Source organism: Streptomyces sp. NPDC005803, assembly GCF_040630435.1.
Lineage (GTDB): Bacteria > Actinomycetota > Actinomycetes > Streptomycetales > Streptomycetaceae > Streptomyces.
In genome coordinates this window covers 70,234-96,055 of sequence record NZ_JBEXXO010000016.1, presented here as the reverse complement: position 1 = coordinate 96,055, position 25,822 = coordinate 70,234, and the positions used below count along the sequence as shown (strand labels likewise).

The window sequence follows — 25,822 nt, the reverse complement described above, 5'->3', positions numbered from 1 at the left end:
CACACGCGCAGGAACACCTGTGCGCATCCGTGCGTCGCTACGCGCCCTCCACCGCGTTCGACTGCTGGATCTCGTCCGCGTGCTCACCCGTCACCAGGTAGACGACCCGCTTGGCGACCGAGACGGCGTGGTCGGCGAAGCGCTCGTAGTAGCGGCCGAGCAGGGTCACGTCGACGGCCGTCTCGATGCCGTGCTTCCAGCGGTCGTCCATCAGGTGCTGGAACAGCGTCCGGTGCAGCAGGTCCATCTCGTCGTCGTCCTGCTCCAGCTGGAGCGCCAGGTCGACGTCCTTGGTGATGATCACCTCGGCGGCCTTGGCCATCAGGCGCTGTGCGAGCTGGCCCATCTCCAGGATGGTGGCGTGCAGGTCGTTCGGGACCGCCGACTGCGGGAAGCGCAGCCGGGCCAGCTTCGCGACGTGCTGGGCGAGGTCGCCCGAGCGCTCCAGGTCCGCGCTCATCCGCAGCGAGGTGACCACGATCCGCAGATCGGTCGCCACCGGCTGCTGGCGGGCCAGCAGCGCGATGGCCCTGGCCTCCAGGTCATGCTGGAGGTCGTCGACCTTCTGGTCCGCGGCGATCACCGTCTCCGCGAGCTTGAGGTCGGCGTCGAGCATGGACGTCGTCGCCCGGCCGATCGCCGATCCGACGAGCCGGGCCATCTCGACCAGTCCCTCGCCGATCGAGTCGAGTTCCTCGTGGTACGCGTCACGCATGGGATGTCCCTCTCCAGTCCTTAACCGAGGCCGGGGCCAGCTCTGAACCCCACGGTGCCACCGTGACGGCCGTACGCGTCGGGTTCCGACCGGCCAAGTGAACCGGTCCTTGCCCCTCGGTGAACTCTGGGCGACGAGTGTTCGAGGAGGCACCCGGACGGCTGGGAGAGTGTCCGTCGTGCCGCATAACCTGGAGCCATGGACGTGAACGCGGCGGTCGCCGCAGCTGCAGCGATCGCCGGTGTGTGCACCGGCGTGATCGCCATGCTGGCGTTCCGCTGGAGCGAGCGCGACCAGAAGAAACCCACGCGTACCTCCCTGCGGCCCGACAGCGGCGCCCCCCTGCCCCCCGGGGTCGACACGGTCCTGTCCGTGCTCAGCTCCTCCGCGGTCGTGCTCGACGAGAGCGACAGCGTCGTCAAGGCCAGCTCCGCCGCGTACGCGCTGGGTCTGGTCAGGGGAGGGCGCCTCGCCGTCGAGGCGATGCTGAACATGGCCAGGGACACCCGCCGCGACGGGGAGATACGCCAGGTCGAACTGGACCTGCCCCGGCGCGGCACGGGCCGGGGCGAGGCCCTCGCGGTCTCCGCCCGGGTCGCCCCGCTCGGCTCCCGGCTGGTGCTGCTGCTGGTCGAGGACCTCACCGAGGCCCGCCGCATCGAAGCGGTCCGGCGCGACTTCGTCGCCAACGTCAGCCATGAGCTGAAGACCCCGACCGGCGCCCTGTCCCTGCTCTCGGAGGCCGTCATGGACGCCTCCGACGATCCGGAGGCGGTGGAGCGGTTCGCCGGCCGGATGCAGATCGAGGCGACCCGGCTCACCAACCTCGTACAGGAGCTCATCGACCTCTCCCGGGTGCAGAACGACGACCCGCTGGAGGACGCCGAACCGGTCCGGGTCGACGAGCTGGTCGCCGAGGCCATCGACCGCTGCCGGCAGCAGGCCGGCTCCAAGCAGATCACCATGGCCGCGGGCGGCACCGCCGAGCTCCGCATATGGGGCAACCGCGGGCAGCTCGCCGCGGCCCTCGGCAACCTCGTCGAGAACGCCGTCAACTACAGCCCCGCCCGCACCCGCGTCGGGATCGCCGCCCGCCGGGTGGTCGTGCCGGGCGGGGACGAGATCGAGATCGCCGTGACCGACCAGGGCATCGGCATCTCGGAGAAGGACCGCGAGCGGGTCTTCGAACGCTTCTACCGCGTCGACCCGGCCCGTTCGCGCGCCACGGGTGGCACCGGCCTCGGCCTCGCCATCGTCAAGCACGTGGCCGCCTCGCACGGCGGGGAGGTCACCGTCTGGAGCTCGGAGGGACAGGGCTCCACCTTCACCCTGCGGCTGCCCGAAGCGGGCTCCGTACGGGACCGGGACCGCGCATCGGGCGGCCCGCACCACATCGTCAACGGCGACGAGGCGGCCCACCGGGCCGCCCCTGACACTCTTGATTCGTTTCCTGCCCCGGAGGCTCTTCCGTGACCCGAGTGCTTGTCGTCGAGGATGAGGAATCCTTCAGCGACGTCCTGTCCTACATGCTCCGCAAGGAAGGCTTCGAGGTGGCCATCGCGGCCACCGGTCCCGACGGCCTGGACGAGTTCGAGCGCAACGGCGCCGACCTCGTGCTCCTCGACCTGATGCTGCCCGGCCTGCCCGGCACGGAGGTCTGCCGGCAGCTGCGCAGCAGGTCCAACGTGCCGGTGATCATGGTCACCGCCAAGGACAGCGAGATCGACAAGGTCGTCGGCCTGGAGATAGGAGCCGACGACTATGTGACCAAGCCCTTCTCCTCGCGCGAGCTCGTCGCCCGCATCCGCGCGGTGCTGCGCCGTCGCGGGGAGCCGGAGGAGGTCACTCCGGCCGCCCTGGAGGCCGGCCCGGTGCGGATGGACGTGGACCGTCACGTCGTCACGGTCTCCGGCGGCAAGGTCGACCTGCCGCTGAAGGAGTTCGACCTGCTGGAGATGCTGCTGCGCAACGCCGGGCGCGTCCTGACCCGGATGCAGCTGATCGACCGGGTCTGGGGCGCGGACTACGTGGGCGACACCAAGACGCTCGACGTCCACGTGAAGCGCCTGCGCGCCAAGATCGAGCCGGACCCGGGCGCCCCGCGGTACCTCGTGACGGTGCGGGGCCTGGGGTACAAGTTCGAGCCGTAAAGAGGCGCTCGCCCCTGGCAGGGGGCGGTACCGACAGCAGATGTGGCTGAGGCGCCCCCCGGACCGGGGGGCGCCTCAGCCACACCTGCGTGTGCGGGGTGCGCTCAGCCCGGCTGCTGCGAGTCGGACGCCGCGTCGCCGGGGGTCGTGATGTCCTCTTCCGAGGCCGGGCCGGAGGGGCTGCCGGAGGCGGCGCCCGGGGTCTCGGACGCGGAACCGGAGGGCGACGCCCCGGGCGACTTCTCCGGCGTCTTCGGCGTCTTCGGCAGCGAGCTGGGGCCGAAGCCCTGGAAGTAGTTCGTGGCGGGCACGACGGACGCGCCGAGCGTGATGTCGCCGGTCCGGCTGAACTTGAAGACCAGCGGCTGCACGTCGCCGTTCTTCGTGGCCTCGCTGCCGTTCTCGATCACGGCCGCGGCATTGCCCTTGCCGCCGAGGATCACCCGGCCGCCGGCCGGTACGACGAGCGGTCCGGAGCCCTTGGCGGGGTGCAGCTGCACGGAGCCGCTGCTGCCCGTCAGGGTGATGGCGTCGAGCGTCTCCGCCTCGGTGCCCGAGTTGAACAGCGTGGCGGTGACCACCGCCGGGCCCTTGGCGTCCTGCTCCGGCTGGGTGATGACGTTCGCGTTCTGGATCTTGATGTCGCCGGACGAGGTGGCGGCGTTGTCAGGCCTGACTTCGAGCGTCTGCGCGTTCTTGCCGGCTCCGCATGCGGAGAGCGCGGCGATCGAGAACACGAGGGCAGTGGCGGCGAGGGCGCCGTGTCGAAGGCTGCGGCTCACGGCGGCGGCAACTCCTTGAACGAGCGGACTTACGGACAGGGTCGGGCCAGCGGTGTAAAGCCGCCCTAAGGGTGTGTCAGCGGCCAGGTTACCGAGCCGCCGTGCCCGCCCCGCACCCGACCCGCCCCTGACGGCGGCGCGGATCGCCGGCCGCCGTGCGCGAGATCATTCGCGGGCCGTTCACATAACACGCTTGATCAATTCCCCGCCCCGTTCGCCTCGTGCTTCGCTCCGCCGTTCAGCCGCTGTTCACAGGGTCGCGGCGCATTCCGCGCGCATAATCACCGCGCCGGACGGCGTTGATCAATTTCATTGGCCACGGGCCCTTACCGCCGTACGGGTGATCGATCTCCGAACGGAGTACGGAATGTTCATCATCCGGAACCCGGCAAAACGGGACGTCTCGTCACTTCCGAGCGGGTTCCGGTGGGTGTAACGTCCGCGTTTCTCCTCGCCCGCACAGCCGCTCCGACCTGCGAATACCGTCCTCCGCAGGCCTTCCGCAGCACGTCCCTGTTGCAGTTGTCAAGCCCCGAGATATGCCCTGACCTGCGAAAACACCATTCAGGAGAAGCTGTTCTCGTGTTACTCTTGATAGCCACGGAAGGGGTACCTGTCACATGACGTTCAAGGTTGGCGACACCGTGGTCTATCCCCATCACGGGGCCGCGCTGATCGAGGCTATCGAAACTCGCCAGATCAAAGGCGTGGACAAGACCTACTTGGTGCTCAAGGTCGCTCAGGGCGACTTGACGGTGCGTGTACCCGCGGACAATGCGGAGTTCGTGGGCGTGCGCGACGTGGTCGGGCAGGAAGGGCTGGACCGGGTCTTCGAGGTGCTGCGCGCACCGTATGCCGAGGAGCCGACGAACTGGTCCCGACGCTACAAGGCAAATCTCGAGAAGCTCGCATCCGGCGATGTCATCAAGGTCGCGGAAGTCGTTCGCGACCTGTGGCGCCGGGAGCGCGAGCGCGGACTCTCCGCAGGTGAGAAGCGCATGCTCGCCAAGGCTCGCCAGATCCTGGTGAGTGAGCTCGCTCTCGCGGAGAACACGAACGAGGACAAGGCCGAGGCTCTTCTCGACGAGGTCCTCGCGTCCTGAACCGGATCGCACCGGTCGTAAATAATGTGCCGCGGTGCCCGCTGACCAGCCGTATACACGGTGTGTCGTCGGGCGCTGCGGCATGTCCGGATGTGACACGCCCGGCCGTGACGTCGGGTGGCCCAAGCGTCGCCGCCGTGACGCGCACGGCCGCGCCACGTTTTGACGTGGAACCCGGGACGAGGGTCTCGCCCGGCGGTCGCCGGTGCGCGGCGCGGCCCGACGACGAACCCCGATGTTCTCCCCGATGCGCCGATGCGTTGGCCTCATCGACGATCCCCCGGTACTTTGCTCGCGATCTTGTGAAGTCGACGTGTGAGGCCGATCCCGAGCGGCCGGGGCGGTACCCGTCTCGCCCGGGGTCACGGAAAGGGTCCCGGTCGAGTCATGGCGCAGCGCCCGGCTCGCTTGTGGCCATACCCACGTCGGCCGTGGAGACAAACATGCCGATGCTTCGGAGTGCAACCGATGTCTGATCAATCGCGTCCTTACCGCACCGCCGCCGTGATTCCCGCGGCCGGCCGCGGCGTACGGCTGGGCCCGGGCGCCCCCAAGGCGCTCCGCGCGCTGGGCGGAACGCCCATGCTCATCCACGCCGTACGGGCCATGGCAGCCTCCCGCCACGTGTCCCTGGTCGTGGTCGTCGCGCCCCCGGACGGCGCACCCGAGGTGAGGAACCTGCTCGACGAGCACGCCCTGCCCGAGCGCACCGACTTCCTCGTCGTGCCCGGCGGCGAGACCCGGCAGGAGTCGGTGAAGCTCGGACTCGACGTGCTGCCGGCCGATGTCCGCGCCGTCCTCGTCCACGACGCGGCCCGCCCGCTCGTGCCCGTCGAGACGGTGGACGCGGTGATCGAGGCCGTACGCGACGGAGCGCCCGCGGTCGTCCCCGCGCTGCCGCTCGCCGACACCGTCAAGGAGGTCGAGCCCGGGGCGCCGGGGGAGGCCGAGCCGGTGCTCTCCACGCCGGAACGGGCCAGGCTGCGCGCGGTGCAGACCCCGCAGGGCTTCGACCGGGACACGCTGGTGCGCGCCCATGAGGAGGTCGCCGTCGACGGGGAGGGTGCGACCGACGACGCCGGCATGGTCGAGCGGCTCGGGGCGCCCGTCGTGGTCGTCCCCGGCCACGAGGAGGCGTTCAAGGTGACCCGGCCGCTGGACCTGGTCCTGGCCGAGGCGGTTCTCGCACGCAGGAGGGCGAACGATGGCTTCTGAGGTATCCGGCGGGCACGGCGCGCCCGTGATCCCGCTCGTGGGGATCGGCACCGACATCCACGCCTTCGAGGAGGGCCGCGCGTTGTGGTGCGCGGGTCTGCTGTGGGAGGGCGAGGGTCCCGGTCTCGCCGGCCACTCCGACGCCGACGTCGTCGCGCACGCCGCGTGCAACGCGCTCTTCTCGGCCGCCGGTCTCGGCGACCTCGGGCAGCACTTCGGCACGGGACGCCCCGAGTGGTCCGGTGCTGCGGGCGTCACGCTGCTGACCGAGGCGGCCCGGATCGTCCGGTCCGAGGGCTTCGAGATCGGCAACGTGGCCGTCCAGGTCGTCGGCCTGCGCCCGAAGATCGGCAAGCGGCGGGACGAGGCGCAGAAGGTCCTTTCCGCCGCGGTGGGCGCACCGGTCTCGCTCTCCGCCGCGACCTCGGACGGGCTCGGCTTCACCGGCCGGGGTGAGGGTATCGCCGGCATCGCGACGGCCCTGGTCTACCGCACCGGCTGAGCCGCCCCGGGCCCGCCCCGCCTGTCCCGGTCCCGCGGCCGCGCCGCCGCCGGTCCCGAGCCCGCGGCCGCGTCGCCGCCGGTCCCGGGCCCGCGGACGCGCCAGCCGGTCCGGCTTCGAGGCCGGACCGGCTGGCCCGGTGGCACGGAGCGCCCCGAAGGGTCCGCGCAGGGCCCGCGGAGGACCCCGCGTGCTTATTGCACATCAGTTGCACATACGCTGATGTGGCAATGAGATGACGCGGCGAGGGACGGGTGGAGCTCCGGGATGAGTGCGACGACGATCGCTCCGGGAGGGGCCGACGCCGACGGGTACGTCCTGCGCACCGCGGCGCCCTCGGACATCGACGGGGCGCGCGCCGTGATGCTCGACACCGTCTACCGCGACCTTCGCTCCGGTTACGTACCGCGCTGGCACGCCGACATCATCGACCCCGAGGCCGCCTATCTGCGGCCCGCACGCTGCACGCTGCTGGTGGCCGAGCGTGACGGCGAAATCGTCGCCACCGGCGCGGTGCGCGACCGGGGGCCGCAGGCGCCGCCCAATCCCCGGTGGGTCGCGGACCGCTTCCCGTCCGGCACCACCGCCCAGCTCTGCCGGATCTACGTCGCGCCGCAGCACCGCAGGCACGGGCTCGCCCGCCGGATGGTCCGCGAGCTCCGCGACTTCGTCGCGCGGGCCGGCGGCTACGACGCGGTCTACCTGCACACCGACCCCGCCGTGCCGGGCGCCGAACCGTTCTGGCGGTCGCTGGCGCGGGAGGTGTGCGACGAGCGCGCGTTGCCGGGCGGGGGGCAGGGGATCGTGCACTTCGAGCTGCCGCTGCCGGGGTCCGGACGCCGTGAAGGCGCCGCCCCCACCCCCTCTATCTAATGATAATCGTTTTCATATAAGGTCGTTGCCATGCCCACGCCCCGACGCCGTCGCTCCGTGCTGCCGCTGACCCTGTCCGCGACCGCCCTCCTCGTCCCGCTCGCCGCCTGCTCCGGTGGCACGTTTGACAGCGAGGGCGGGGCCGAGGGCGGACCACGCCTCCGGGTCGTCATGGCCTTCCCGCCCGCCCAGGCGATGTCCCCCTACGGCGACGACGCCGTCACCCTCAGCCGGCTCGCGGTCATCGAGGGCCTCACCACCCTCGGCCGCGACGGCGCGGCCAAGCCCGCGCTCGCCGCCTCCTGGAAGCGTGACAGCGCCAAGGTGTGGACCTTCACCCTGCGCGAGGCCGCCTTCCAGGACGGCACGAAGGTCGACCCGGCCGCCGTCGTACGGTCGCTGACCGCCGCCGAGAAGGCATCGCCCAAGCCCCGCGTCCTGTCCGACACCGACCTCACCGTCACCGCCCAGGGCGCCGACACCGTACGGATCGTCACCGACGAGGCCGACCCGCTGCTGCCCCAGCGCCTCGCCAACCCCTCCCTCGCCATCCTGTCCGCCGCCGCCTACACCGGCGGCAAGGCCGACCCGGCCGGACACGCCACCGGCCCCTTCACCCTCGCCGCCGTCAAGGGAGCCGTCAGCGCCACGCTCGAACGCAACGACACCTACTGGGGTGGCAAGGCCAAGGCCCCGGGCGTCGACGTCACCTTCGTCGCCGACGGCACCGCACGCGCCAACGCCCTGCGCACCGAGGCCGTCGACGTCGCCGAATACGTACCGGTCTCCCAGGCCTCCCTCCTCGGTGACGGGCTCGTCCACGCGTTCCCCTCCGCCCGCACCAACGGCCTCTCCCTCAACACCGCCCACGGCGTCTTCGCCGACCCGGCGATGCGTGCCGCCGCCCGCGAGGCCATCGACTCCGAGGCCCTCGTCAAGGCCGTCTACGAAGGCCGCGCCGACACCGGGCAGGGCCTCCTCGGCCCCGGCGTCCCCTGGGCCGCCGCCGCGCGCACCGACCCCGCCGGCCGGGCGAAGGCCGCTGACCGGGCCCAGGTCGCGCGGACGAAGGAGATCGTCCTCGCCACGTACACCAACCGGCCCGAACTCCCCGAGGTCGCCACCGTCGTCCAACAGCAGCTCCAGAAGCGCGGCTTCACCGTCAAGCAGGTCGTCCGCGACTACGCCCAGCTGGAGGCCGACGCCCTCGCCGGCGCGTACGACGCCTTCATCCAGGCCCGCAACACCCTCCTGGACACCGCCGACCCGGTCTCCTACCTCGCCTCCGACTTCACCTGCGACGGCAGCTTCAACATCTCCCAGCTCTGCGACGAGCACGTCGACGCCGTCGTGAACGAGGCCGCGGGCACCGCCGGCACCGACGCCCGCCACACCGCGGCCGCCACCGCCGAGGCCGCCGTGCTCGGCACCGACGCCCTCGTACCGCTGCTCCACGAACGCTTCGTCCAGGGCTACGACGACAGCCGCGTCCACGGCGTGTCGCTCGACCCGATGGAACGCACCCTCATCACCGCAGACACCCACGCCGGGTGAACGGGTGAAGCACCTCGCCGGCCGGCTCGCCGCGCTTCTCGCGGTCGTCGCCGTCATCGGACTGCTGCCCCGGCTCACCCGCACCGACCCCGCCCTCACGATCCTGCACGCCCGCTACGCCGACCGGCCCCCCACCGCCGAGACGCTCGACGCCATCCGCGCCGAGACCGGCCTCGACAGCTCCCCCTTCTCTCTCCTCGGCGACCGGGCGGCCGGACTCCTGCGCGGCGACCTCGGCGCCTCCTGGGTCTCCGGACAGCCCGTCACCCCCGACGCGATATCCGCCCTCGGGGTCTCGCTGACCCTGATGGGCGCCTCCCTCGCCGTCGCCCTCCTGACGGCCGCGGCCCTCACCGCCCGCACCCTGCGACGCGGGGCGCGGCACCGGATCGTCGCCGCCGGGGCCGGCACCGGCGGCGCCGTCCTCGCCGCCCTCCCCGAATTCCTCATCGCCGCCGTCCTCGCCGCGGTCGTCGCCGTACGGCTGGACTGGCTCCCCGCGCTCGGCTGGGGCGCCCCCCAGCAGGCCGTGCTGCCCGCCCTCGCCATGGGAATCCCCGCCGGCGCCCTCCTCGGCAGGCTCCTCGACGACGCCCTGCCCGCCGCGTTCGCCGAACCCTGGGCCCGCGCCGCGACCGCGGCCGGCCTGCCCGGACACCGCACCGCCCGCCACGCCCTGCGCCGCACCCTGCCCGGCCTGCTGCCCCAGCTCGGCCTGATCGTCGTCGGACTCACCGGCGGAGCCGTCGCCGTCGAGACCCTGTACGCGATCCCCGGCCTCGGGTCCACCGCCCTGGCCGCCGCCCTCGCGCAGGACCTCCCCGTCCTCCAGGCCTGCGTCCTCCTCCTGTTGCTCCTCGGCACCGCCGCCCAAGTCGCCGCCCGCCTCGCCTCCCGGGCCCTGCTCGGCCCGGCCCTCGACGACAGCGCCCTGCCCGCCCTCGTCCCGCCCCCCGCCCGCGCACGGCGCTCGCTGATCACCGGCGCACTCCTCCTGGCCGCCCTCTTCGCCGCCGTGGTTCTCGCCGGGCTCCTGCGCGACCCGCTCCACGTCGACGCCGCCGCCCGCCTCGCCGGACCCTCCCTCGCCCACCCCCTCGGCGCGGACTCCCTCGGCCGCGACGTCCTCGCCCGCCTGGGACACGGAGCCGCCCGCACCGTCCTGACCGCCGTCGCCGTCTCCGCCGCCACCCTGCTGCTCGGCCTCGCCCTCGGAGCCGTACGCGCCGGCGCCCTCACCGAGACCGTCAACGCCCTGCCCGCGATCCTCACCGGCCTCGTCGTCACCGGCGTGGCGGGCCCCGGACCCTGGAGCGCCGCGGCAGCCGTCACCGCGGTCGCCTGGGCCCCCCTCGCCGCCCACACCTGTGCCCTGTATGCCCAGGAGCGCGCCGCACCGCACCTCGCCGCCGCCCGCGCACTCGGCGCCGGACGACTCCACCTGTGGCGCCGTCACCTCCTGCCCGGCGTCCTGCCCCCCGTCGCCCGCCACGCCGCCCTGCGCGTCCCCGCCATCGCCCTGGCCCTCGCCTCGCTCGGTTTCCTCGGCCTCGGCGCCGAACCACCCTCACCCGAATGGGGGCGGATGCTCTCCGAGAACCTCCCCTACGCCGAACGCGCCCCCTGGTCCGTCCTCGCCCCCGCCGCCGCCCTCGCCGTCCTCGGCGCGCTCGCCGCCCTCACCACGGCGGCGGTGCGGGGCAGACGCCTCCCGTCGTCCGCCCGGCACTGACCCTTCCGGTGGGCGCGGACCGGAAGGGGAGAGGGAAGGACACGACCGGGGTAGGTGTAGAGGCACTACCCACCCGCTCAGGAGGACGTACCCCATGACCGCCGCACTCTCCGCCGGACTCAAGGCGCTGCTCGACACCCCGGTCTTCGTCACCGTCGCCACCATCCAGCCCGACGGCAGCCCCCAGGTGTCACCGGTCTGGGTGAAGCGGGACGGCGACGACGTCCTCATCTCCACCACCGCCGGCCGCCGCAAGGAACGCAACCTCGCACGCGACCCCCGCGTCTCCGTCGTCGTCCAGCCCTTCGACGCCCCGTACACCTACGCCGAGATCCGCGGCACCGCCACCCTCACCACCGAGGGCGGCCAGGAACTCATCGACGAGCTGTCCCAGAAGTACACCGGCCAGAAGTACGCCGACTTCAACCCCGACTCCGGTGACGACGACACCCGCGTCGTCGTCCGGATCACCCCGCGCAAGGTCGTCGGACGCATCTGAGTGCCTCCGACGATCACCGGTCACGGCTCCGGCCCCACCGGAGCCGTAACAACTGGCCACGCAAATCCCCCAAGGGGTCGCGGGGCACTGGTGCGCGCCCACTACCCTTGAGGCGTGACTATTCGCCTGTACGACACCAGCGCCCGGCAGATCCGTGACTTCGTCCCGCTCACAGCGGGCTGTGTCTCGATCTACCTCTGTGGCGCGACCGTCCAGGCCGCCCCGCACATCGGGCACATCAGGTCCGGACTGAACTTCGACATCATGCGCCGCTGGTTCGCCTACCGCGGCTACGACGTGACGTTCGTCCGGAACGTCACCGACATCGACGACAAGATCATCAAGAAGTCGGCCGAACAGGACCGCCCCTGGTGGTCCATCGGCTACGAGAACGAGCGCGCCTTCAACGACGGCTACGACGCGCTGGGCTGCCTGCCGCCCACCTACGAGCCCCGCGCCACCGGCCACGTCACCGAGATGATCGAGATGATGCGCGGCCTCATCGAGCGCGGGCACGCCTACGCGGCCGACGGCAACGTCTACTTCGACGTCCGCTCGTTCCCCGGGTACCTGGAGCTCTCCAACCAGGACCTCGACGACCTGCGCCAGCCCTCCGGCGACAACGAGACCGGCAAGCGCGACCAGCGCGACTTCGCGATGTGGAAGGCGTCCAAGCCCGGCGAGCCCAGCTGGGAGACCCCCTGGGGACGCGGCCGCCCCGGCTGGCACCTCGAGTGCTCCGCGATGGCGCACAAGTACCTCGGCACCGCCTTCGACATCCACGGCGGCGGCATCGACCTGATCTTCCCGCACCACGAGAACGAGATCGCCCAGGCCAAGGCCTACGGCGACGCGTTCGCGAAGTACTGGGTGCACAACGCCTGGGTCACCATGTCCGGCGAGAAGATGTCGAAGTCGCTCGGCAACTCCGTCCTCGTCAGCGAGATGGTCAAGAACTGGCGCCCCATCGTGCTGCGCTACTACCTCGGCACCCCGCACTACCGGTCCATGATCGAGTACAGCGAGGAGGCCCTGCGCGAGGCGGAGTCCGCGTTCGCGCGCATCGAGGGCTTCGTCCAGCGCGTCACCGAGAAGGCCGGCGAGACCGTCGAGCCGGCCGCCGAGGTGCCGCCCGCGTTCGCCGAGGCGATGGACGACGACCTGGGCGTCCCGCAGGCCCTCGCGATCATCCACACCACCGTCCGCCAGGGGAACTCCGCCCTCGCCGCGGACGACAAGGAAGCCGCCGTCGCACGCCTCGCCGAGGTCCGTGCCATGCTCGGCGTCCTCGGCCTCGACCCGCTCGACGACCACTGGGCCGGCGAGAGCGACCGCGGCGACGACCTCCACGGAGTCGTCGACACCCTCGTACGCCTCGTCCTCGACCAGCGCCAGTCCGCACGCGAGCGCAAGGACTGGGCGTCCGCCGACGCCATCCGCGACCAGCTCAACCAGTCCGGACTCGTCATCGAGGACAGCCCCGACGGACCACGGTGGACACTCGGCCCGCGCCAGTAGTCCGCCCACGTGCCGCCCGGTCCGCCGGGCGGCACACTTCACTTATACGTACGCACGTCTGAAGCAACGAAACAGGTAGGTCATGGCCGGGAACAGCCAGCGCAGGAACCGCCGCACGTCCAACAAGAAGGGCATGCAGGTCGGCAGCGGTGGCCAGCGTCGCCGTGGTCTCGAAGGCAAGGGACCGACGCCGCCCGCCGAGGCCCGCAAGAAGCACAAGAAGAACCGCATCGCGACCGCGAAGGCCAAGCAGGCCGCCAACCGCCGTCCCGCGCCCCGGCGCGGCGGCGTCAAGGGCACCTCCGAGATGGTCGTCGGCCGCAACCCCGTCTTCGAGGCCCTGCGCGACGGCGTGCCCGCCACCACCCTGTACGTCCAGCAGTACATCGACAACGACGAGCGCGTCCGCGAAGCCCTCCAGCTCGCCGGCGAGCGCGGCAACATCAACCTGATGGAAGCCCCGCGTCCCGAACTCGACCGGATGACGAACGGCCTCAACCACCAGGGCCTCGTCCTCCAGGTCCCGCCCTACGAGTACGCGGACCCGCAGGACCTCACCGCCGCCGCCTACGACAACGGCGAGGACCCCCTCATCGTCGCCCTCGACGGCGTCACCGACCCCCGCAACCTCGGCGCCATCGTCCGCTCCGTCTCCGCCTTCGGCGGCCACGGCGTCGTCGTGCCCGAACGCCGTGCCGCCGGCATGACCGCCGGAGCCTGGAAGTCCTCCGCCGGCACCGCCGCCCGTACGCCCGTCTCCCGGGTCACCAACCTCACCCGGGCGCTCGAGGCGTACAAGAAGGAGGGCATCACCGTCGTCGGCCTCGCCGCCGACGGCGAGCACACCGTCGAGGACCTCGAAGCCCTCGGCGGCCCCGTCGTCATCGTCATCGGCAGCGAGGGCAAGGGCCTCGGCCGCCTCGTCGGCGAGACCTGCGACTACCGGGTCCGCATCTCCATGCCGGGCGGCGCCGAGTCCCTCAACGCCGGCGTCGCCGCCGGCATCGTCATGTACGAGGTCGCGCGCCGCCGCGCCTGATCCGCACCCGCCCCCCGGCCGCGCACCCGGGCCGCGAGGCATCCGCACGGGGCGGTGTCCGACGGAGGAATCCTTCGCCGGACACCGCCCCGTGTGCGGTCTCCGGCGGGGGCGCGTCCGGACGTACGCGCGCCCCGGCGCACCCCGTCACCACCTGTTGACGGGTCTCGGACACTTCGCCCCCGTCAAGGCAGTGTCCTAACCACACATCACTCGGTTAGATGAGTGTGGACACCAGAACGCCTCGGTTCGACGAACAACCCGCCCTGAGCATGACCAAGGTGGACAGCGACCCTGCGCAGGTCATCGTCAACCACGCCAGCTTCCGGGTGCAGCTCGCCCCCGGCCAGCGCGCACGGCTGCGCGGTGTGGCCCCGGCCGGAGTACCCAGGATCCCCGCCATGAGCGGCCCCGGAGCCGGACGCGCCCGACGCGCCCCCGTCGTGTGGAGCGGGAGGTCCGCCCCCGGCGACCCCGCCGCCGGCGGGCTCCTGCGGGCCGTACGGGACTCCACCGCGGGCCGGCCCGACACCGCCTACGACCCCTACGACCCCTATGCCTCCTACGCGTTCGACCACGGACGCGGCGGCCCCGGCACCCAGGTCGTCCCGCGCCTCGACGAGACCCAGCCCAACCCCGTCATCACCGCACCGCCCCGCACGGGCCGCCCCGGCGGCCCGCTGCTGCCCCCCATGCGCCAGGCCGTCGGCGCCTACGACCCCGTCGAGCCCGCCCCGTACGACCGGGACGGATACGACCGCGACGCCTACGACCGTGACGCCTACGACGGCGACGACCACGACGACATCACCCCCGCCCGCGACCGACGCCAGAACGCCGACACCGTCCGTCACGCGTACTACCCCGGCCGCCGCATGAACCTCGGCGTCGTGCTCCTGCCCATGCGCGTCTTCCTCGGCTTCATCTCCATCTACGCCGGCATGGGCAAGCTCTGCGACCCCGTCTACTTCGACGGCGGCGACCGCGGCTCCATGGTCAAGTGGCTGACCTCGCTCCACCCCTGGGCGCTCGCCGAGCCCCTCCGCGACTTCGCGCTCTCCCACCCCGTCGGCGCCGGCCTCACGATCGCGTTCCTCCAGGTCGTCGTCGGCGTCCTCACCGTCCTCGGCCTCTGGCAGCGCGTCGCCGCCTCCTTCGGCGCCCTCCTGTCCGCCGCCCTGCTGGTCACCGTCAGCTGGCGTACCGTCGCCGTCTACGACGCGCCCGACATCATCTACCTCGCCGCCTGGAGCCCGCTGATCATCGCGGGCGCACCCGTCTACTCCGTCGACGGACGCCTCGCCGGCGAAGCCTGGCGCAAGCTGGGCCCCCGCACCGAGATCTGGGACCTGCGCCGCCGTGTCCTGCGCCGCGGAGCCGTCGTCGCCACCGTCGTCGTCGGCCTCACCCTCCTCATCGGCTCCATGCTCGGCGGCGCGGTCCGCTCCTCCGGAGTCGTCACCGTCCCCGGCCCCAACGGCGTCCCCACCAACCAGCTCCCCGGCTCCCCGCTCCCCGAGGAGTCCCGCCGGGGCAAGGCCTCCCACACCCCCACCGGGCAGCGCCCCACCCCCACCCACAGCACCGCGTCCCGCACTCCGTCCGCCAAGGCCTCCACCCCCTCCGCCGAGAGCGTCCGCGAGTCCGGCCAGGCAGCCGGCGCCGGACAGCCCAGCCAGACCCAGGGCACCGGCCGGAGTAGCACCCCCCAGCGGACGACTCCCCGGCAGCCGCCCTCCGTCAGCTCCGGCCCCAGTTCCTCCGGGCCGGCCGGCGGCGGGTCCAGCTCCGGTGGCACGGAGCCCAGCACCGACTCCACGGGCGGTGGCTCCACCGGCGGCGACGGCGGAGGCGGGCGGAACCCCATCGGCGGCCTCCTCGGCTGACCCTCCCCGCCGACCGCACCGAGAGGGGCGGGCCCCGGAACGTGATCCGGGGCCCGCCCCTCTCGGCATGAGCACGGTGGCGCGGGTGCGGGCCGGGCCTACCGCCCGTCCAGCTCCTTGGCCGCCTCCGTCAGGTCCTTCGCGGTGTCGATGGCCCGCCAGTACGCGCCGTGCGGCAGCGGGTACCCGGCCAGCCTGCGCTCGCGCGCCAGCCGGGGGAACGTCGTCCGCTCATGGTCGCCCCGCTCCGGCAGCATCGCCGTGAAAGCCGGAGAGAACACGTACACGCCCGCGTTGATCAGATACGGCGAGGGCGGAGACTCGATGAAGTCCGTGATGTGCCCGAACGCGTCCGTCTCCACCGCACCCCAGGGAATGCGCGGACGGGCCAGCGCCAGCGTCGCGGTCGCATCACGCTCCGCATGGAACGCGGCCATCTCACGCAACGAGAAGCGCGTCCAGATGTCGCCGTTGGTCGCGTACCACGGCTCCCCGGGTTCGGGCAGCCGGGCCGCCGCGTACCTCAGCCCGCCACCACGGCCCAGCGGCTCGGACTCCACCACCGTCGTGACCCGCAGCGGCAGTACGGCCTCGGCGAGCCACTCCTGCAGCACCTCGGCGAGGTGCCCGCACGACACCACGGCATCGGTCACGCCCTCGGCGGCCAGCCAGGCAAGCTGATGGCCGATGATCGGGGTCCCGGTGCCCGGGATCTCGACCATCGGCTTGGGGCGGTCGTCGGTGTACGGGCGCAGCCGCGACCCCTGGCCACCCGCCAGGATCACGGCCTGCGTCGGAAACGTATGCATGCCAGGCACGATATGCCGTGCCCGGCCGGGAACGGTCAGCTGAACTGTGCGACACCCGAGGCGAAGGACGTGTCACAGACGGGCCGCGAGAAGCGGTGGGCGCGCGTCGGACCGTACTGCTCGACCGCCGCCTTGCCCAGCGCCTTCGCGATCGACATGCAGTGCCGCGCGAGCGACGGACGCCCCTCCACGGCACGCTGGAGATCCGTCAGCGCGGCGCCCGGGTCCTTCTCCTGGAGCTCCAGCAGGAGCTTGTCGCGCAGGATGTCCTGCGGAGCGCGCGACTCGGCGCGCTTGGAGACGGTCCGGGCCGACGCGGTGAGCATCGTCGAGTCGGAGTTGCCAGCTGCCCACGGCACGGCGGTGACCGCGAGGGTCCCGGACAGGACCATGACGACAGGCAGGACGAAAGCGAGAGTTCGGCCGATACGGCGCGCGGTGTGGGTCACGCAGCGAGCGTAGCGGCCCGTGATGAAGGAGCGACATTACGTCACCCTCGCGAGGGATGGTTCGAGTGCGCTTTTCGAATCCCGTGTTGACGTCGCGGAGTGAAATGACCGGTGTGCCGGGGAATTTGCCCCCGCTCCCTGCCCACCACGAGGCCCGCCGAACCCTCGGGCCGCCGGCCCGGACGCGCGGTGGCCCCGCACGCGGAACGTGCGGGGCCACCGTACAGCGGGTGCGGGATCAGTCGGTGAGACGCTCACCCGTCGACGTCGCGAAGACGTGCAGCTCGTCCGGGCGCGGCACGACGTGGAGCTTGGTGCCCTTCTCCGGGACGGCACGGCCGCCGACGCGGACGACCAGGTCCTTGTGCTCGCCACCGACCTCGGCGGCCCCGTAGACGAAGCCGTCGGCGCCGAGCTCCTCGACCACGTTGACCGAGACGGCCAGACCGGCCGGGGCGTCGGCGGAGTCCTTGGTGAGGGTCTTCGCGGCGGCGCCGCCGTGCTCGACGATGTCGAAGTGCTCGGGACGGATGCCGACCGTGACGGTGCGGTCGCCGCGGTTCGCGGCGGCGGTGAGCGCCTCACGCGAGACCGGGACGACGCTGTTGCCGAACTTCACGCCACCGTCGGTGATCGGGACCTCGACCAGGTTCATGGCCGGGGAGCCGATGAAGCCGGCCACGAAGAGGTTCGCCGGGCGGTCGTACATGTTGCGCGGCGAGTCGACCTGCTGGAGGAGGCCGTCCTTGAGGACCGCGACGCGGTCGCCCATGGTGAGGGCCTCGACCTGGTCGTGCGTGACGTACACGGTCGTGATGCCCAGACGGCGCTGGAGCGAGGCGATCTGCGTACGGGTGGAGACACGGAGCTTGGCGTCGAGGTTCGACAGCGGCTCGTCCATGAGGAAGACCTGCGGCTCACGCACGATGGCGCGGCCCATCGCCACACGCTGGCGCTGACCACCGGAGAGCGCCTTCGGCTTGCGGTCCAGGTAGTCGGTGAGGTCCAGCATCTTGGCGGCCTCTTCGACCTTCGCCCGGATCTCGGTCTTGTTGATACCGGCGATCTTCAGCGCGAAGCCCATGTTGTCCGCGACGGACATGTGCGGGTAGAGCGCGTAGTTCTGGAACACCATGGCGATGTCCCGGTCCTTCGGCGGCAGGTGCGTGACGTCGCGGTCACCGATGCGGATGGCGCCGCCGTTGACGTCCTCGAGACCCGCGAGCATGCGCAGGGAGGTCGACTTGCCACAACCGGAGGGACCGACGAGGACGAGGAACTCACCGTCCGCGATGTCGATCTCGAGCTGGTCGACGGCCGGCTTCGTGGAGCCGGGGTAGACGCGGGACGCCTTGTCGAACGTGACACTGGCCATGCTGAATCTTCTCCTCAACCGGCAGGAACGTGCCGGACGATCCGTTGTAAAGGGAGTGGTCTGGTCCACCTGGGTGAACCTTCAGTGACGCTACCTGGCGATTTCGGATCTGTCAGTAGTTCTCCGGGGAGCAAAATCTGCTGGTCGGTCCGGTGCATGTCCGTCGGCGCCGGGCCGGTCGCGGCGGGGCGGAAAGTTCGTGGAGGGGTGAGTGGCGTGCTGTGTAGAGTGAGGGCTCGCGCGCGTGTTGTCGGCGTGCGCGCTGCCTCCTTAGCTCAGCTGGCCAGAGCAACGCACTTGTAATGCGTAGGTCATCGGTTCGAATCCGATAGGGGGCTCCAAACCCCAGGTCGGCGTCCGCTGACCTGGGATTTTTTTATGCGGCGCCTTCGTGGTCCGCTCGCGGCTCAGTGCCGCCCCGAAAGGCGGTCCGCGATCTTGGCGATCGGGTCGGTGCCGGGGCGCGGCGAGGTGCTTTCGCGGCGGTCGGCCGCGCGGTAGGCGGCGTACATGCCGTGGACGCCGAGCCAGCGGAAGGGTTCGGGCTCCCAGCGGCGGACGCGGTGGTTGACCCAGGGGAGCGCGGTGAGCTCCGTGGGGCCGGACTGGCCGGAGTCCTGCTGGATGAGGTCGCGCAGGGTGCGGGCGGCGAGGTTGGTGGTGGCGACGCCCGAGCCGACGTAGCCGCCCGCCCAGCCGAGGCCGGTGGAGCGGTCGAGGGTGACGGTGGCGCACCAGTCGCGGGGGACGCCGAGGACGCCGGACCAGGCGTGGTCGATGCGGGAGCCGGCGGTGGTGGGGAAGAGGCCGGTCAGGAGGGTGCGCAGGGCCTCGATGGTGGCGGGCTGGGTGCGGCCGTCGTTGTCGGTGGCGGAGCCGTAGCGGTAGGGGACGCCGCGGCCGCCGAGGGCGATGCGGTCGTCGGCGGTGCGCTGGGCGTACATGTAGGCGTGGGCCATGTCGCCGAGGGTTTCGCGGCCGTCCCAGCCGAGGGTGTCCCAGACGGAGGCGGGAAGGGGCTCCGTGACGATCATGGAGGAGTTCATCGGCAGCCAGGTGCGCTTCTGGCCCTTGAGGGCTGCGGTGAAGCCTTCGGTGCAGCGCAGTACGTAGGGGGCGCGGACGGTGCCGTAGGGGGTGACGGCGTGCTTGGGCCGGATCTCGGTGACGGGGGTCGACTCGTGCAGGGTGACGCCGAGGGCTTCCACGGCGTCGGCGAGGCCGGTGACCAGTTTGGCGGGGTGCAGGCGGGCGCCGTGCGGGGTCCAGGTGGAGCCGACGGCTCCGTTGACGCGGACGCGCTCGGCGGTCTCGCGTGCGCCGTGCAGGGTGCGGTCGGTCTCGCCGAAGGCGATCTCGACGGTGTGGAAGTCCTTGAGGCGGGCGAGTTGGGCGGGGGTGCGGGCCACTTCGAGGACGCCGCCCTGGTGGATGTCGGCCTCGATCTTCTCGTCCGCCGCGACGCGGATGACTTCGGCGACGGTGTCGTTCATGGCCCGCTGGAGGCGGACGGCGGCGTCGTGGCCGTGGAGTTTCGCGTAGCGGTCGCGGCCGGCGACGCCGTTGTAGAGCCAGCCGCCGTTGCGTCCGGAGGCGCCGTATCCGCAGAACTTGGCTTCCAGGACGGTGATGTTGAGGAAGGGGACGGCCTTCTTGAGGTAGTACGCCGTCCAGAGTCCGGTGTATCCGCCGCCGACGATGCAGACGTCGGCGGTGCTGTCGCCGGGCAGGGGTTCGCGGGGGGCGGGGGTGCCCTGGTGCGCGTACCAGAAGGATATGCCGCCGTTGACGGTGCTGACGGTGCTCATGTTGCCCCTGCTTGTCCGTGTGGCCGGGTGCTTGTGTGCTGTGGGGCGGGACGTTACTGGGCGGGGGTGGGTTTCGTCTCGGGGCGGGGGCGGGGGCGGGTGAGGGGGTAGCAGGCGAGGCCGATGAGGGCGGCGGTGAAGTGGCCGACGTCGGTGAAGGTGGCGCCGGTGACGAGGGGGACGGCGTAGATGACGAGGACGGCGAAGAGGTAGACGTACCGCCAGGGGCGGGCGACGTAGTAGGTGAGGACGGCGACGACGCCGGCGAGTGCGTAACTGACGCCGACGTCCAGCGTGTTGACGGCGGTCTCGGGGGCGTGGCCGGCCCGGATGGCCCAGGCGAGGACGCCTTCGCTGACGAGGGTGGCGAGTACGTGGGCGGTGGCGGCGACGGTGAGCCAGCGCAGGGTGCCGAGGCGACGTTCGGCGGGGGCGTGGAAGACGGTGTAGAGGACGGCGTAGGGGAGCCAGGTGCCGCCGTCGATCCAGAAGGCGCTGCTGATGAGGACGCGGACGGGGTTCTGGGAGAGCTCGTGGATGTTGGTGGAGCGCTGGCGGAGGAAGTCCTCCTCGAAGTCGGGTGACATCTGGTGGACGATGACGGTGGTGACGAAGAGGACGCCCAGCCAGACGTAGGTGCCGGGGGCGCTGCGGATCCAGGAGCCGGCGCTGCGGAGCCACGCGGCGGGTGCGGGGCGGGGCCGTGTGGGCGGGGCGGGATGGCTCGGGGTCATAGCCGATTGACGCACGCTCCTAGGATCGGCGGCGTGATTGACATTCCGGATGCGCTGATCGCCACACAGTCCACGTACAACGGCGAGGCGGGGCGGGCTTTCATCGCCGCGCTGCCGGGGATGGCCGAGGATTTCCTGGAGCGGTGGGGGCTGCGGCCGGACGGCGAGGCGCTGTACGGGGTGTGTGCGCTGGTTCTTCCGGTGGTGCGGGCGGGTGACGGGCGCCGGGCGGCGTTGAAGTTGCAGCCGGTGGACGACGAGACGGTGGGGGAGCCGGTCGCGCTGCGGTTGTGGGGCGCGGCGTCGGCGGGTGCGGTGGAGTTGCTGGAGCACGACGCGGCGACGGGGACGATGCTGCTGGAGCGGTTGGACGGGGAGCGTGCGTTGTCGGGGGTGGCGGACGCGCGGGAGGCGGTGCGGGTCGTCGCGGAGCTGCTGGCGGGGCTGACGTCGGTGCGGGTCGCCGGGGGAGCGGGTCTGCGGGGGCTGGGGGAGGCGGCGGCGCGGATGCTGGGGGCTGCGCCGGGGGCGGCGGAGCGATTGGCGGACGAGGCCGAGCGGCGGCTGGTGGCGGACTGTGCGGCGGCGGTGCGGGAGGTCGCGGGGGAGCCCGGGGACCGGCTGCTGCACTGGGATCTGCATTTCGGCAATGTGCTGGCGGGGCGCGGCGGGCGGTGGGTGGCCATCGACCCGAAGCCGCTGGTGGGTGACGCGGGGTTCGAGCTGTTCCCGGCGCTGGTGGACCGGTTCGACGCGGCTGATGTCGGGTGGCGTTTCGACCTGCTGACGGGGGCGCTGGGGCTGGACCGGGGGCGGGCGCGGGCGTGGACGCTGGGGCGGGTGCTGCAGAACGCGTGCTGGGGTGTCGCGGGGGGTGGGCGGCGGCTGGTGCCGGAGCAGGCGGAACTCGCCAGGTGGCTGCTGGGGCGGGGATAGGCGGGGCAGGGGGACGCGGCCGGCGCGGACCTGGGGCAGGCGGCGGGCGCGTCGCTGTCTACGCTGCCCCCATGATTCGTACCGCTACCGCAGCCGATGTCCCCGCGATTCACGCGATGGTCCGTGAGCTCGCCGATTACGAGAAGGCGCTGCACGAGGCGAAGGCCACCGAGGAGCAGTTGCGCGAGGCGCTGTTCGGCGAGCGTCCGGCCGCGTACGCGCACGTCGCCGAGTCGGACGAGGACGGAGAGATCGTCGGTTTCGCCCTGTGGTTCCTGAACTTCTCGACCTGGCGCGGGGTGCACGGCATCTACCTGGAGGATCTGTACGTGCGTCCCGAGCGGCGCGGCGGCGGGCACGGGAAGGCGCTGCTGACGGAGTTGGCGCGGATCTGCGGGGAGCGGGGTTACGAGCGCCTGGAGTGGTCGGTGCTGAACTGGAACGCCCCGTCCATCGCGTTCTACGAGTCGCTGGGCGCGCGGCCGCAGGAGGAGTGGACGGTGTACCGCCTGACGGACGGGGCGTTGGCGGCGCTCGGGGGCTGAGGCGCGGGGTCAGGGGACGAGGACGACCTTGCCGGTGGTGCCGCGGGTTTCGAGGGCGCGATGGGCGGTCGCCGCCTCGGCCAGCGGGTAGCGCTGGACGGCCGGGCGCAGCCGGCCGGCCGCGGTTTCGGCGAGCGCGCGGGTTTCGAGGGCGCGCAGGCCGCCGCCCCGCCGGATCATGGCGGGGCCGAGGACGTTCTGTGAGGTGATGGCGCGGGCGGCGAGTTCGTCGTCGGTGAAGGTGAGCGGGCGGCCGTCGTGGAGTCCGCTGCCGGACCAGCCGTAGACGACGTGCTGTCCGCCCTTGCCGAGGAGGTCGACGGCGGCGCGGGCGGTGGTGGAGCCGACGGAGTCGTACACGACGGTGGCGCGCCGGCCGAGGGCGTCGAGGTGGGTGCGGACGTGGCGGGGCCAGTCCGGGCGGGTGTAGTCGACGGCGAGGTCGGCCCCGTTGGCGTGGACGAGGGCGGCTTTCCCGGCCCCTCCGGCGAGTCCGACGACGGTGGCTCCGGCGTTCTTGGCCGCCTGCACGAGCAGGGTGCCGATGCCTCCGGCGGCCGCGGTGACGAGGACGACGGAGTCCGGGCCGAGCGGGGTGAAGCCGAGGATGCCGAGGGTGGTGCGGCCGGTTCCGATCATGGCGACGGCCGCTGCGTCGTCGAGCCCCTCCGGGACGGTGTGGAGCTTCTCCGCGTCGGTGACGGCGAGTTCGGCGTAGCCGCCGGGCGCGTTGCCCAGGTGGGCGACGACACGGCGGCCGAGCCAGTGGGGGTCGGTGCCCTCGCCGAGGGATTCGACGGTGCCGGCGACTTCGCGGCCCGGCACGGTGGGCAGTGCGGGGGGAGTGGGGAAGGGGCCGGCCATTCCTTGGCGCAGGGCGGTGTCGAGGAGGTGGACGCCGGCGGCGCGGACGGTGATGCGGACCTGGCCGGGGCCGGGGGTGGGGTCGTCGGTGTGCTCGTAGGTGAGGTTCTCGGCGGGGCCGAAGGCGTGGAGGCGGACGGCGTGCATGGCGGGCTCCCCGGTGGTGGGTCTCGGTGACCCCGCCACCCTCTTTCCTCAGGTGCGCTTGAGGTCAAGGGGTGTGGAGGGGGCGGGGCGGTCGGTGGCCCCGAGGGCGAGGAGGGCCGCTTCGATGCCGCTGGTGAAGGAGACCTCGCTGAGGAGGCCGGGGGCCGCTACCTGGTCGCCTGCGAGGTAGATGCCGTCGCCCCGGTCGATGGCGGGCCGGTCGCGCCAGGTGGTGCCCGGGTGGTCGACGGCGCCGGTGCGGCCGGAGGCCAGCGCGTCACGACGCCACTCGGTGCGTTCGCGCCAGCCGGGGAAGCCGAGGTCGAGGAGGGTTTCGGCGCGGGCGGTGCCGGTGGCCCTGCTCTCGTCGGGGGCGACGGGGATCTGTCCCTGGACGAGCTGCCGGCCCGCGGGGGCGAGCGTGCGGTCCTGGGCGGTGAAGCGTTCGATCCAGCCGGGTGCGTCGAGGTCGGAGACGGCGAACGCGTCGCCGCGGCGGGTGCGTACGGCGAGGTCGATGAGGGCGGTGCGGCCGGAGGGCCAGGTCAGTGAGGGGTCGCCGAGGAGGGTGCGGGCGGCGTCGAGGGAGGTGGCGACGACGACGGGGCCGGTGCGGGCGAGGGTGTCGAGGGCGGCCTGGTCGATACGGGAGGCGGTCTCGATGCGGACGCTGAGGTTCCAGGCGCGGGAGGCCATCCGGTCGATGATCCGGTCCCAGCCGCCGACGGGGTAGCGGGCTTCGGGGGGCAGGGCGGCCGCGCGGCGGAGCCGTTCCTGGACGAAGGCGGCGGAGAGGCTGCCGGGGTCGTGGTGGTAGAGCGCGACGGCGGCGTAGTGCGCGGCGGCGCGGGCCGCCTCCTCGCCGGCCTGTGCGGTGGCCCAGGTGCGGAAGTCGGTGTCGACCGGCGCGTGGGCGGCGTCGCGGCGGCTGAGGCGCAGGACGGCGAGGGGCGGGGTCCGGCGCAGGGCGCCGCGGTGGCGGAAGCGGAGCCGGGGGGCTTGGAGGGGCGGCACGGTGACGGTGGGGCCGAGGAGCTCGCGCCGCTCCAGCCAGGTCCAGTGGGGGCCGTGGCGGTAGAGGGCGTGCGGGCCGTCGTTGGTGCGGTAGGGGCCCTCGGCGGTCCTGGCCCGCCCGCCCAGGGTGTGGTGGGCCTCGTGGACGGTCACCAGGGCACCGGATTCGGCTGCGGTGATGGCCGCGGTGAAGCCGGCGAGGCCGCCGCCGACGACATGGATGCGCTGCATGATCCCGGTCTCCTTCGCTGGAGGTGTTCCTGCTGACAGGACGTGGGGCGGGGCCGGGATGTGACATCGGTGACGGGGCGTTGTCAGTGGCGTGCGTCACGATGGGGGCATGGTGCGCAACGGTGGTGGTGGCGGGACGGGCAGGGCCGGCAGGGGCGGTGTCGCCGAGGCGCGGCGGCCGGAGGTGCGGCTGCCACCGCTGGCGGCGTACGAGGGCGGTGGGCTGGAGCCGGACGGGGACTATGACGGGGTGCGGTTCGACGCGGTCGACCTGGCGGACGCGTCGGGTCCGGGCGCCCGCTTCATGGACTGCGCGCTGGAGGGGTGCTCCCTGGACCGTACGGAGCTGGTCAGGGCCCGGTTCATCGACTCGGTGCTGACGGGGGTGAGGGGGGTGGGCACCGACCTGGCGGGGGTGTCCCTGCGGGACGTGGAGATCGTGGACGCGCGCCTCGGCGGGGTGCAGATGCACGGTGCGGTCCTGGAGCGGGTGCTGTTCCGGGGCGGGAAGATCGACTACCTGAACCTGCGGAAGGCCCGGCTGAAGGACGTCGTGTTCGAGGGGTGCGTGCTGGCCGAGCCGGATTTCGGGGGTGCGCAGCTGTCCCGGGTGGAGTTCCGGGACTGTGTGCTGAAGCGGGCCGATTTCAGTGCGGTGCGGATGGAGTCGGTGGACCTGCGGACGGTCGCGGAGCTGGACATCGCCCGGGGCGTGGAGCGGCTGGCGGGCGCGGTGATCAGCCCGGCGCAGCTGATGGAGCTGGCTCCGGCGTTCGCGGCGCAGATCGGGGTGCGGGTGGAGGCGTGACGGGGGCGCCCTGAGGGCTGCCGGTCAGAGGCGGGGGAAGCGGGCCTGGAGGTCCCAGACCACGGGGTTGTCGGCGAGGCCCTCGTGCATGTCGGCGAGGTCGGCGATCAGGTCGTGCAGGAAGTCGCGGGCCTCGCGGCGCAGCAGGGAGTGGCTGAAGGTGAGCGGGGCTTCCTCGGCGGGCATCCAGTCGGCCTCGACGTCGACCCAGCCGAAGCGGCGTTCGAAGAGCATCCGGTCGGACGACTCGGTGAAGTCGAGTTCGGCGAACTGGCGGCGGTGCGAGCGGTTGCCGCGCGGGTCCTGGTCGATCTGCTCGACGATGTCGCACAGCGCCCAGGCGAAGTCGAGCACCGGCACCCATCCCCAGGCTGTGGATACTTCGCGGTCCTCCTTGGTGTCCGCGAGGTAGACGTCCCCGGAGAACAGATCGTGGCGCAGGGCGTGGACGTCCGCTCGGCGGTAGTCGGTCTGCGGGGGATCGGGGAAGCGTCGGGAGAGGGAGTAGCCGATGTCGAGCACGGTTCGATGGTG

General features: G+C 72.4%; 25 protein-coding genes and 1 tRNA gene. 16 read left to right on the top strand and 10 right to left on the bottom strand.

From position 1 onward, the window contains the following. Positions 1-37 precede the first annotated feature (37 nt). On the bottom strand, positions 38-715 hold the full coding sequence (gene phoU / locus ABZ454_RS22825; protein WP_356318990.1) for a phosphate signaling complex protein PhoU: 678 nt from the start codon (positions 713-715) through the stop codon (positions 38-40). Positions 716-913: 198 nt separating this feature from the next. Between phoU and ABZ454_RS22820 the strand changes: the two genes are divergently transcribed. Both ABZ454_RS22820 and ABZ454_RS22815 read left to right on the top strand, forming a co-directional pair. Then, entirely contained in the window at positions 914-2,188 is a 1,275-nt protein-coding gene (locus ABZ454_RS22820; protein ID WP_356318991.1) for an ATP-binding protein, read from the top strand. After that, entirely contained in the window at positions 2,185-2,865 is a 681-nt protein-coding gene (locus ABZ454_RS22815; RefSeq protein WP_336673861.1) for a response regulator transcription factor, read from the top strand. The genes ABZ454_RS22820 and ABZ454_RS22815 overlap by 4 nt, the downstream gene beginning before the upstream one ends. Before the next feature lie 104 nt (positions 2,866-2,969). Here ABZ454_RS22815 and ABZ454_RS22810 read toward each other — a convergent pair whose 3' ends face one another. Next, entirely contained in the window at positions 2,970-3,647 is a 678-nt protein-coding gene (locus tag ABZ454_RS22810; protein WP_359540302.1) for a DUF461 domain-containing protein, read from the bottom strand. A 620-nt stretch (positions 3,648-4,267) separates the two neighbouring features. Here ABZ454_RS22810 and ABZ454_RS22805 point away from each other — a divergent pair. The 10 genes from ABZ454_RS22805 (at position 4,268) to ABZ454_RS22760 (ending at position 15,568) form a co-directional block, all read left to right on the top strand. Next, on the top strand, positions 4,268-4,750 hold the full coding sequence (locus tag ABZ454_RS22805) for a CarD family transcriptional regulator (RefSeq protein WP_006380568.1): 483 nt from the start codon (positions 4,268-4,270) through the stop codon (positions 4,748-4,750). A 468-nt stretch (positions 4,751-5,218) separates the two neighbouring features. Further along, the gene (ispD, locus tag ABZ454_RS22800) at positions 5,219-5,965 is read left to right on the top strand and encodes a 2-C-methyl-D-erythritol 4-phosphate cytidylyltransferase (protein WP_359540300.1); all 747 of its coding nucleotides are present in this window, start codon (positions 5,219-5,221) and stop codon (positions 5,963-5,965) included. Next, a complete protein-coding gene (gene ispF / locus ABZ454_RS22795) occupies positions 5,955-6,467 on the top strand; it encodes a 2-C-methyl-D-erythritol 2,4-cyclodiphosphate synthase (protein ID WP_356318994.1) in 513 nt (170 codons plus the stop codon). Before ispD ends, ispF begins: the two co-directional genes overlap by 11 nt. Positions 6,468-6,734: 267 nt before the next feature. Next, the gene (locus ABZ454_RS22790; RefSeq protein ID WP_359540297.1) at positions 6,735-7,340 is read left to right on the top strand and encodes a GNAT family N-acetyltransferase; all 606 of its coding nucleotides are present in this window, start codon (positions 6,735-6,737) and stop codon (positions 7,338-7,340) included. A gap of 30 nt (positions 7,341-7,370) precedes the next feature. Further along, complete coding sequence (locus tag ABZ454_RS22785) at positions 7,371-8,894, top strand: ABC transporter substrate-binding protein (protein ID WP_359540294.1); 1,524 nt, start codon at positions 7,371-7,373, stop codon at positions 8,892-8,894. A gap of 4 nt (positions 8,895-8,898) precedes the next feature. Next, positions 8,899-10,626: an ABC transporter permease subunit gene (locus tag ABZ454_RS22780; RefSeq protein WP_359540293.1), complete on the top strand. Its 1,728-nt coding sequence runs from the start codon at positions 8,899-8,901 to the stop codon at positions 10,624-10,626. A 94-nt stretch (positions 10,627-10,720) separates the two neighbouring features. After that, positions 10,721-11,125, top strand: coding sequence for a PPOX class F420-dependent oxidoreductase (locus ABZ454_RS22775; protein WP_359540291.1), 405 nt, complete (start codon positions 10,721-10,723; stop codon positions 11,123-11,125). Positions 11,126-11,239: 114 nt separating this feature from the next. Next, positions 11,240-12,643 (top strand): cysteine--tRNA ligase, encoded by a 1,404-nt coding sequence (cysS, locus tag ABZ454_RS22770; protein WP_359540290.1) that lies wholly within the window; start codon positions 11,240-11,242, stop codon positions 12,641-12,643. A gap of 82 nt (positions 12,644-12,725) precedes the next feature. Next, complete coding sequence (gene rlmB / locus ABZ454_RS22765) at positions 12,726-13,682, top strand: 23S rRNA (guanosine(2251)-2'-O)-methyltransferase RlmB (RefSeq protein ID WP_356319000.1); 957 nt, start codon at positions 12,726-12,728, stop codon at positions 13,680-13,682. Positions 13,683-13,903: 221 nt separating this feature from the next. After that, positions 13,904-15,568 (top strand): DoxX family membrane protein, encoded by a 1,665-nt coding sequence (locus tag ABZ454_RS22760; protein ID WP_359540286.1) that lies wholly within the window; start codon positions 13,904-13,906, stop codon positions 15,566-15,568. A gap of 98 nt (positions 15,569-15,666) precedes the next feature. Here the strand turns inward: ABZ454_RS22760 and ABZ454_RS22755 are convergent, their stop codons facing one another. The 3 genes from ABZ454_RS22755 to ugpC form a co-directional block, all read right to left on the bottom strand. Then, positions 15,667-16,377, bottom strand: coding sequence for a nucleotidyltransferase family protein (locus tag ABZ454_RS22755; RefSeq protein ID WP_356319002.1), 711 nt, complete (start codon positions 16,375-16,377; stop codon positions 15,667-15,669). A gap of 35 nt (positions 16,378-16,412) precedes the next feature. Then, the gene (locus ABZ454_RS22750; protein WP_359540283.1) at positions 16,413-16,826 is read right to left on the bottom strand and encodes a hypothetical protein; all 414 of its coding nucleotides are present in this window, start codon (positions 16,824-16,826) and stop codon (positions 16,413-16,415) included. 238 nt (positions 16,827-17,064) lie between these two features. Then, entirely contained in the window at positions 17,065-18,201 is a 1,137-nt protein-coding gene (gene ugpC, locus ABZ454_RS22745) for a sn-glycerol-3-phosphate ABC transporter ATP-binding protein UgpC (protein ID WP_351392242.1), read from the bottom strand. 264 nt (positions 18,202-18,465) lie between these two features. Between ugpC and ABZ454_RS22740 the strand changes: the two genes are divergently transcribed. Beyond that, positions 18,466-18,542: transfer RNA gene (locus ABZ454_RS22740), tRNA-Thr, on the top strand. 66 nt (positions 18,543-18,608) lie between these two features. On the opposite strand, the gene ABZ454_RS22735 is transcribed toward ABZ454_RS22740, so the two are convergent. Next, positions 18,609-20,009 carry an FAD-dependent oxidoreductase gene (locus tag ABZ454_RS22735; protein ID WP_359540281.1) on the bottom strand — a complete coding sequence of 467 codons (1,401 nt, stop codon included), beginning with the start codon at positions 20,007-20,009 and terminating at the stop codon, positions 18,609-18,611. A gap of 53 nt (positions 20,010-20,062) precedes the next feature. Next, positions 20,063-20,743 (bottom strand): rhomboid-like protein, encoded by a 681-nt coding sequence (locus tag ABZ454_RS22730; protein ID WP_359540505.1) that lies wholly within the window; start codon positions 20,741-20,743, stop codon positions 20,063-20,065. A gap of 33 nt (positions 20,744-20,776) precedes the next feature. Between ABZ454_RS22730 and ABZ454_RS22725 the strand changes: the two genes are divergently transcribed. Continuing rightward, complete coding sequence (locus tag ABZ454_RS22725) at positions 20,777-21,679, top strand: aminoglycoside phosphotransferase family protein (protein WP_359540279.1); 903 nt, start codon at positions 20,777-20,779, stop codon at positions 21,677-21,679. Between the two features lie 71 nt (positions 21,680-21,750). After that, a complete protein-coding gene (locus ABZ454_RS22720) occupies positions 21,751-22,224 on the top strand; it encodes a GNAT family N-acetyltransferase (protein ID WP_356319006.1) in 474 nt (157 codons plus the stop codon). A 9-nt stretch (positions 22,225-22,233) separates the two neighbouring features. Here the strand turns inward: ABZ454_RS22720 and ABZ454_RS22715 are convergent, their stop codons facing one another. Then, on the bottom strand, positions 22,234-23,235 hold the full coding sequence (locus ABZ454_RS22715; protein ID WP_359540276.1) for a zinc-binding dehydrogenase: 1,002 nt from the start codon (positions 23,233-23,235) through the stop codon (positions 22,234-22,236). A 48-nt stretch (positions 23,236-23,283) separates the two neighbouring features. Then, a complete protein-coding gene (locus ABZ454_RS22710; RefSeq protein ID WP_359540275.1) occupies positions 23,284-24,480 on the bottom strand; it encodes an NAD(P)-binding protein in 1,197 nt (398 codons plus the stop codon). Positions 24,481-24,589: 109 nt separating this feature from the next. Between ABZ454_RS22710 and ABZ454_RS22705 the strand changes: the two genes are divergently transcribed. Then, positions 24,590-25,288: a pentapeptide repeat-containing protein gene (locus ABZ454_RS22705; RefSeq protein ID WP_359540273.1), complete on the top strand. Its 699-nt coding sequence runs from the start codon at positions 24,590-24,592 to the stop codon at positions 25,286-25,288. A 24-nt stretch (positions 25,289-25,312) separates the two neighbouring features. Here ABZ454_RS22705 and ABZ454_RS22700 read toward each other — a convergent pair whose 3' ends face one another. After that, the gene (locus ABZ454_RS22700) at positions 25,313-25,810 is read right to left on the bottom strand and encodes a hypothetical protein (protein ID WP_359540272.1); all 498 of its coding nucleotides are present in this window, start codon (positions 25,808-25,810) and stop codon (positions 25,313-25,315) included. Positions 25,811-25,822 lie beyond the last annotated feature (12 nt).

Bases quoted from the DNA above. Each gene is read 5' to 3' on its own strand.
- ABZ454_RS22715 (WP_359540276.1), bottom strand. From the start codon at position 23,235: ATGCACGCCGTCCGCCTCCACGCCTTCGGCCCCGCCGAGAACCTCACC.
- ABZ454_RS22735 (WP_359540281.1), bottom strand. From the start codon at position 20,009: ATGAGCACCGTCAGCACCGTCAACGGCGGCATATCCTTCTGGTACGCG.
- phoU (WP_356318990.1), bottom strand. From the start codon at position 715: ATGCGTGACGCGTACCACGAGGAACTCGACTCGATCGGCGAGGGACTG.
- ABZ454_RS22710 (WP_359540275.1), bottom strand. From the start codon at position 24,480: ATGCAGCGCATCCATGTCGTCGGCGGCGGCCTCGCCGGCTTCACCGCG.
- ispD (WP_359540300.1), top strand. From the start codon at position 5,219: ATGTCTGATCAATCGCGTCCTTACCGCACCGCCGCCGTGATTCCCGCG.
- ABZ454_RS22730 (WP_359540505.1), bottom strand. From the start codon at position 20,743: ATGACCCCGAGCCATCCCGCCCCGCCCACACGGCCCCGCCCCGCACCC.
- ABZ454_RS22720 (WP_356319006.1), top strand. From the start codon at position 21,751: ATGATTCGTACCGCTACCGCAGCCGATGTCCCCGCGATTCACGCGATG.
- ABZ454_RS22760 (WP_359540286.1), top strand. From the start codon at position 13,904: ATGAGTGTGGACACCAGAACGCCTCGGTTCGACGAACAACCCGCCCTG.
- ABZ454_RS22805 (WP_006380568.1), top strand. From the start codon at position 4,268: ATGACGTTCAAGGTTGGCGACACCGTGGTCTATCCCCATCACGGGGCC.
- rlmB (WP_356319000.1), top strand. From the start codon at position 12,726: ATGGCCGGGAACAGCCAGCGCAGGAACCGCCGCACGTCCAACAAGAAG.
- ABZ454_RS22790 (WP_359540297.1), top strand. From the start codon at position 6,735: ATGAGTGCGACGACGATCGCTCCGGGAGGGGCCGACGCCGACGGGTAC.
- ABZ454_RS22820 (WP_356318991.1), top strand. From the start codon at position 914: ATGGACGTGAACGCGGCGGTCGCCGCAGCTGCAGCGATCGCCGGTGTG.
- ABZ454_RS22785 (WP_359540294.1), top strand. From the start codon at position 7,371: ATGCCCACGCCCCGACGCCGTCGCTCCGTGCTGCCGCTGACCCTGTCC.
- ispF (WP_356318994.1), top strand. From the start codon at position 5,955: ATGGCTTCTGAGGTATCCGGCGGGCACGGCGCGCCCGTGATCCCGCTC.
- ABZ454_RS22705 (WP_359540273.1), top strand. From the start codon at position 24,590: ATGGTGCGCAACGGTGGTGGTGGCGGGACGGGCAGGGCCGGCAGGGGC.
- ABZ454_RS22775 (WP_359540291.1), top strand. From the start codon at position 10,721: ATGACCGCCGCACTCTCCGCCGGACTCAAGGCGCTGCTCGACACCCCG.
- ABZ454_RS22755 (WP_356319002.1), bottom strand. From the start codon at position 16,377: ATGCATACGTTTCCGACGCAGGCCGTGATCCTGGCGGGTGGCCAGGGG.
- ugpC (WP_351392242.1), bottom strand. From the start codon at position 18,201: ATGGCCAGTGTCACGTTCGACAAGGCGTCCCGCGTCTACCCCGGCTCC.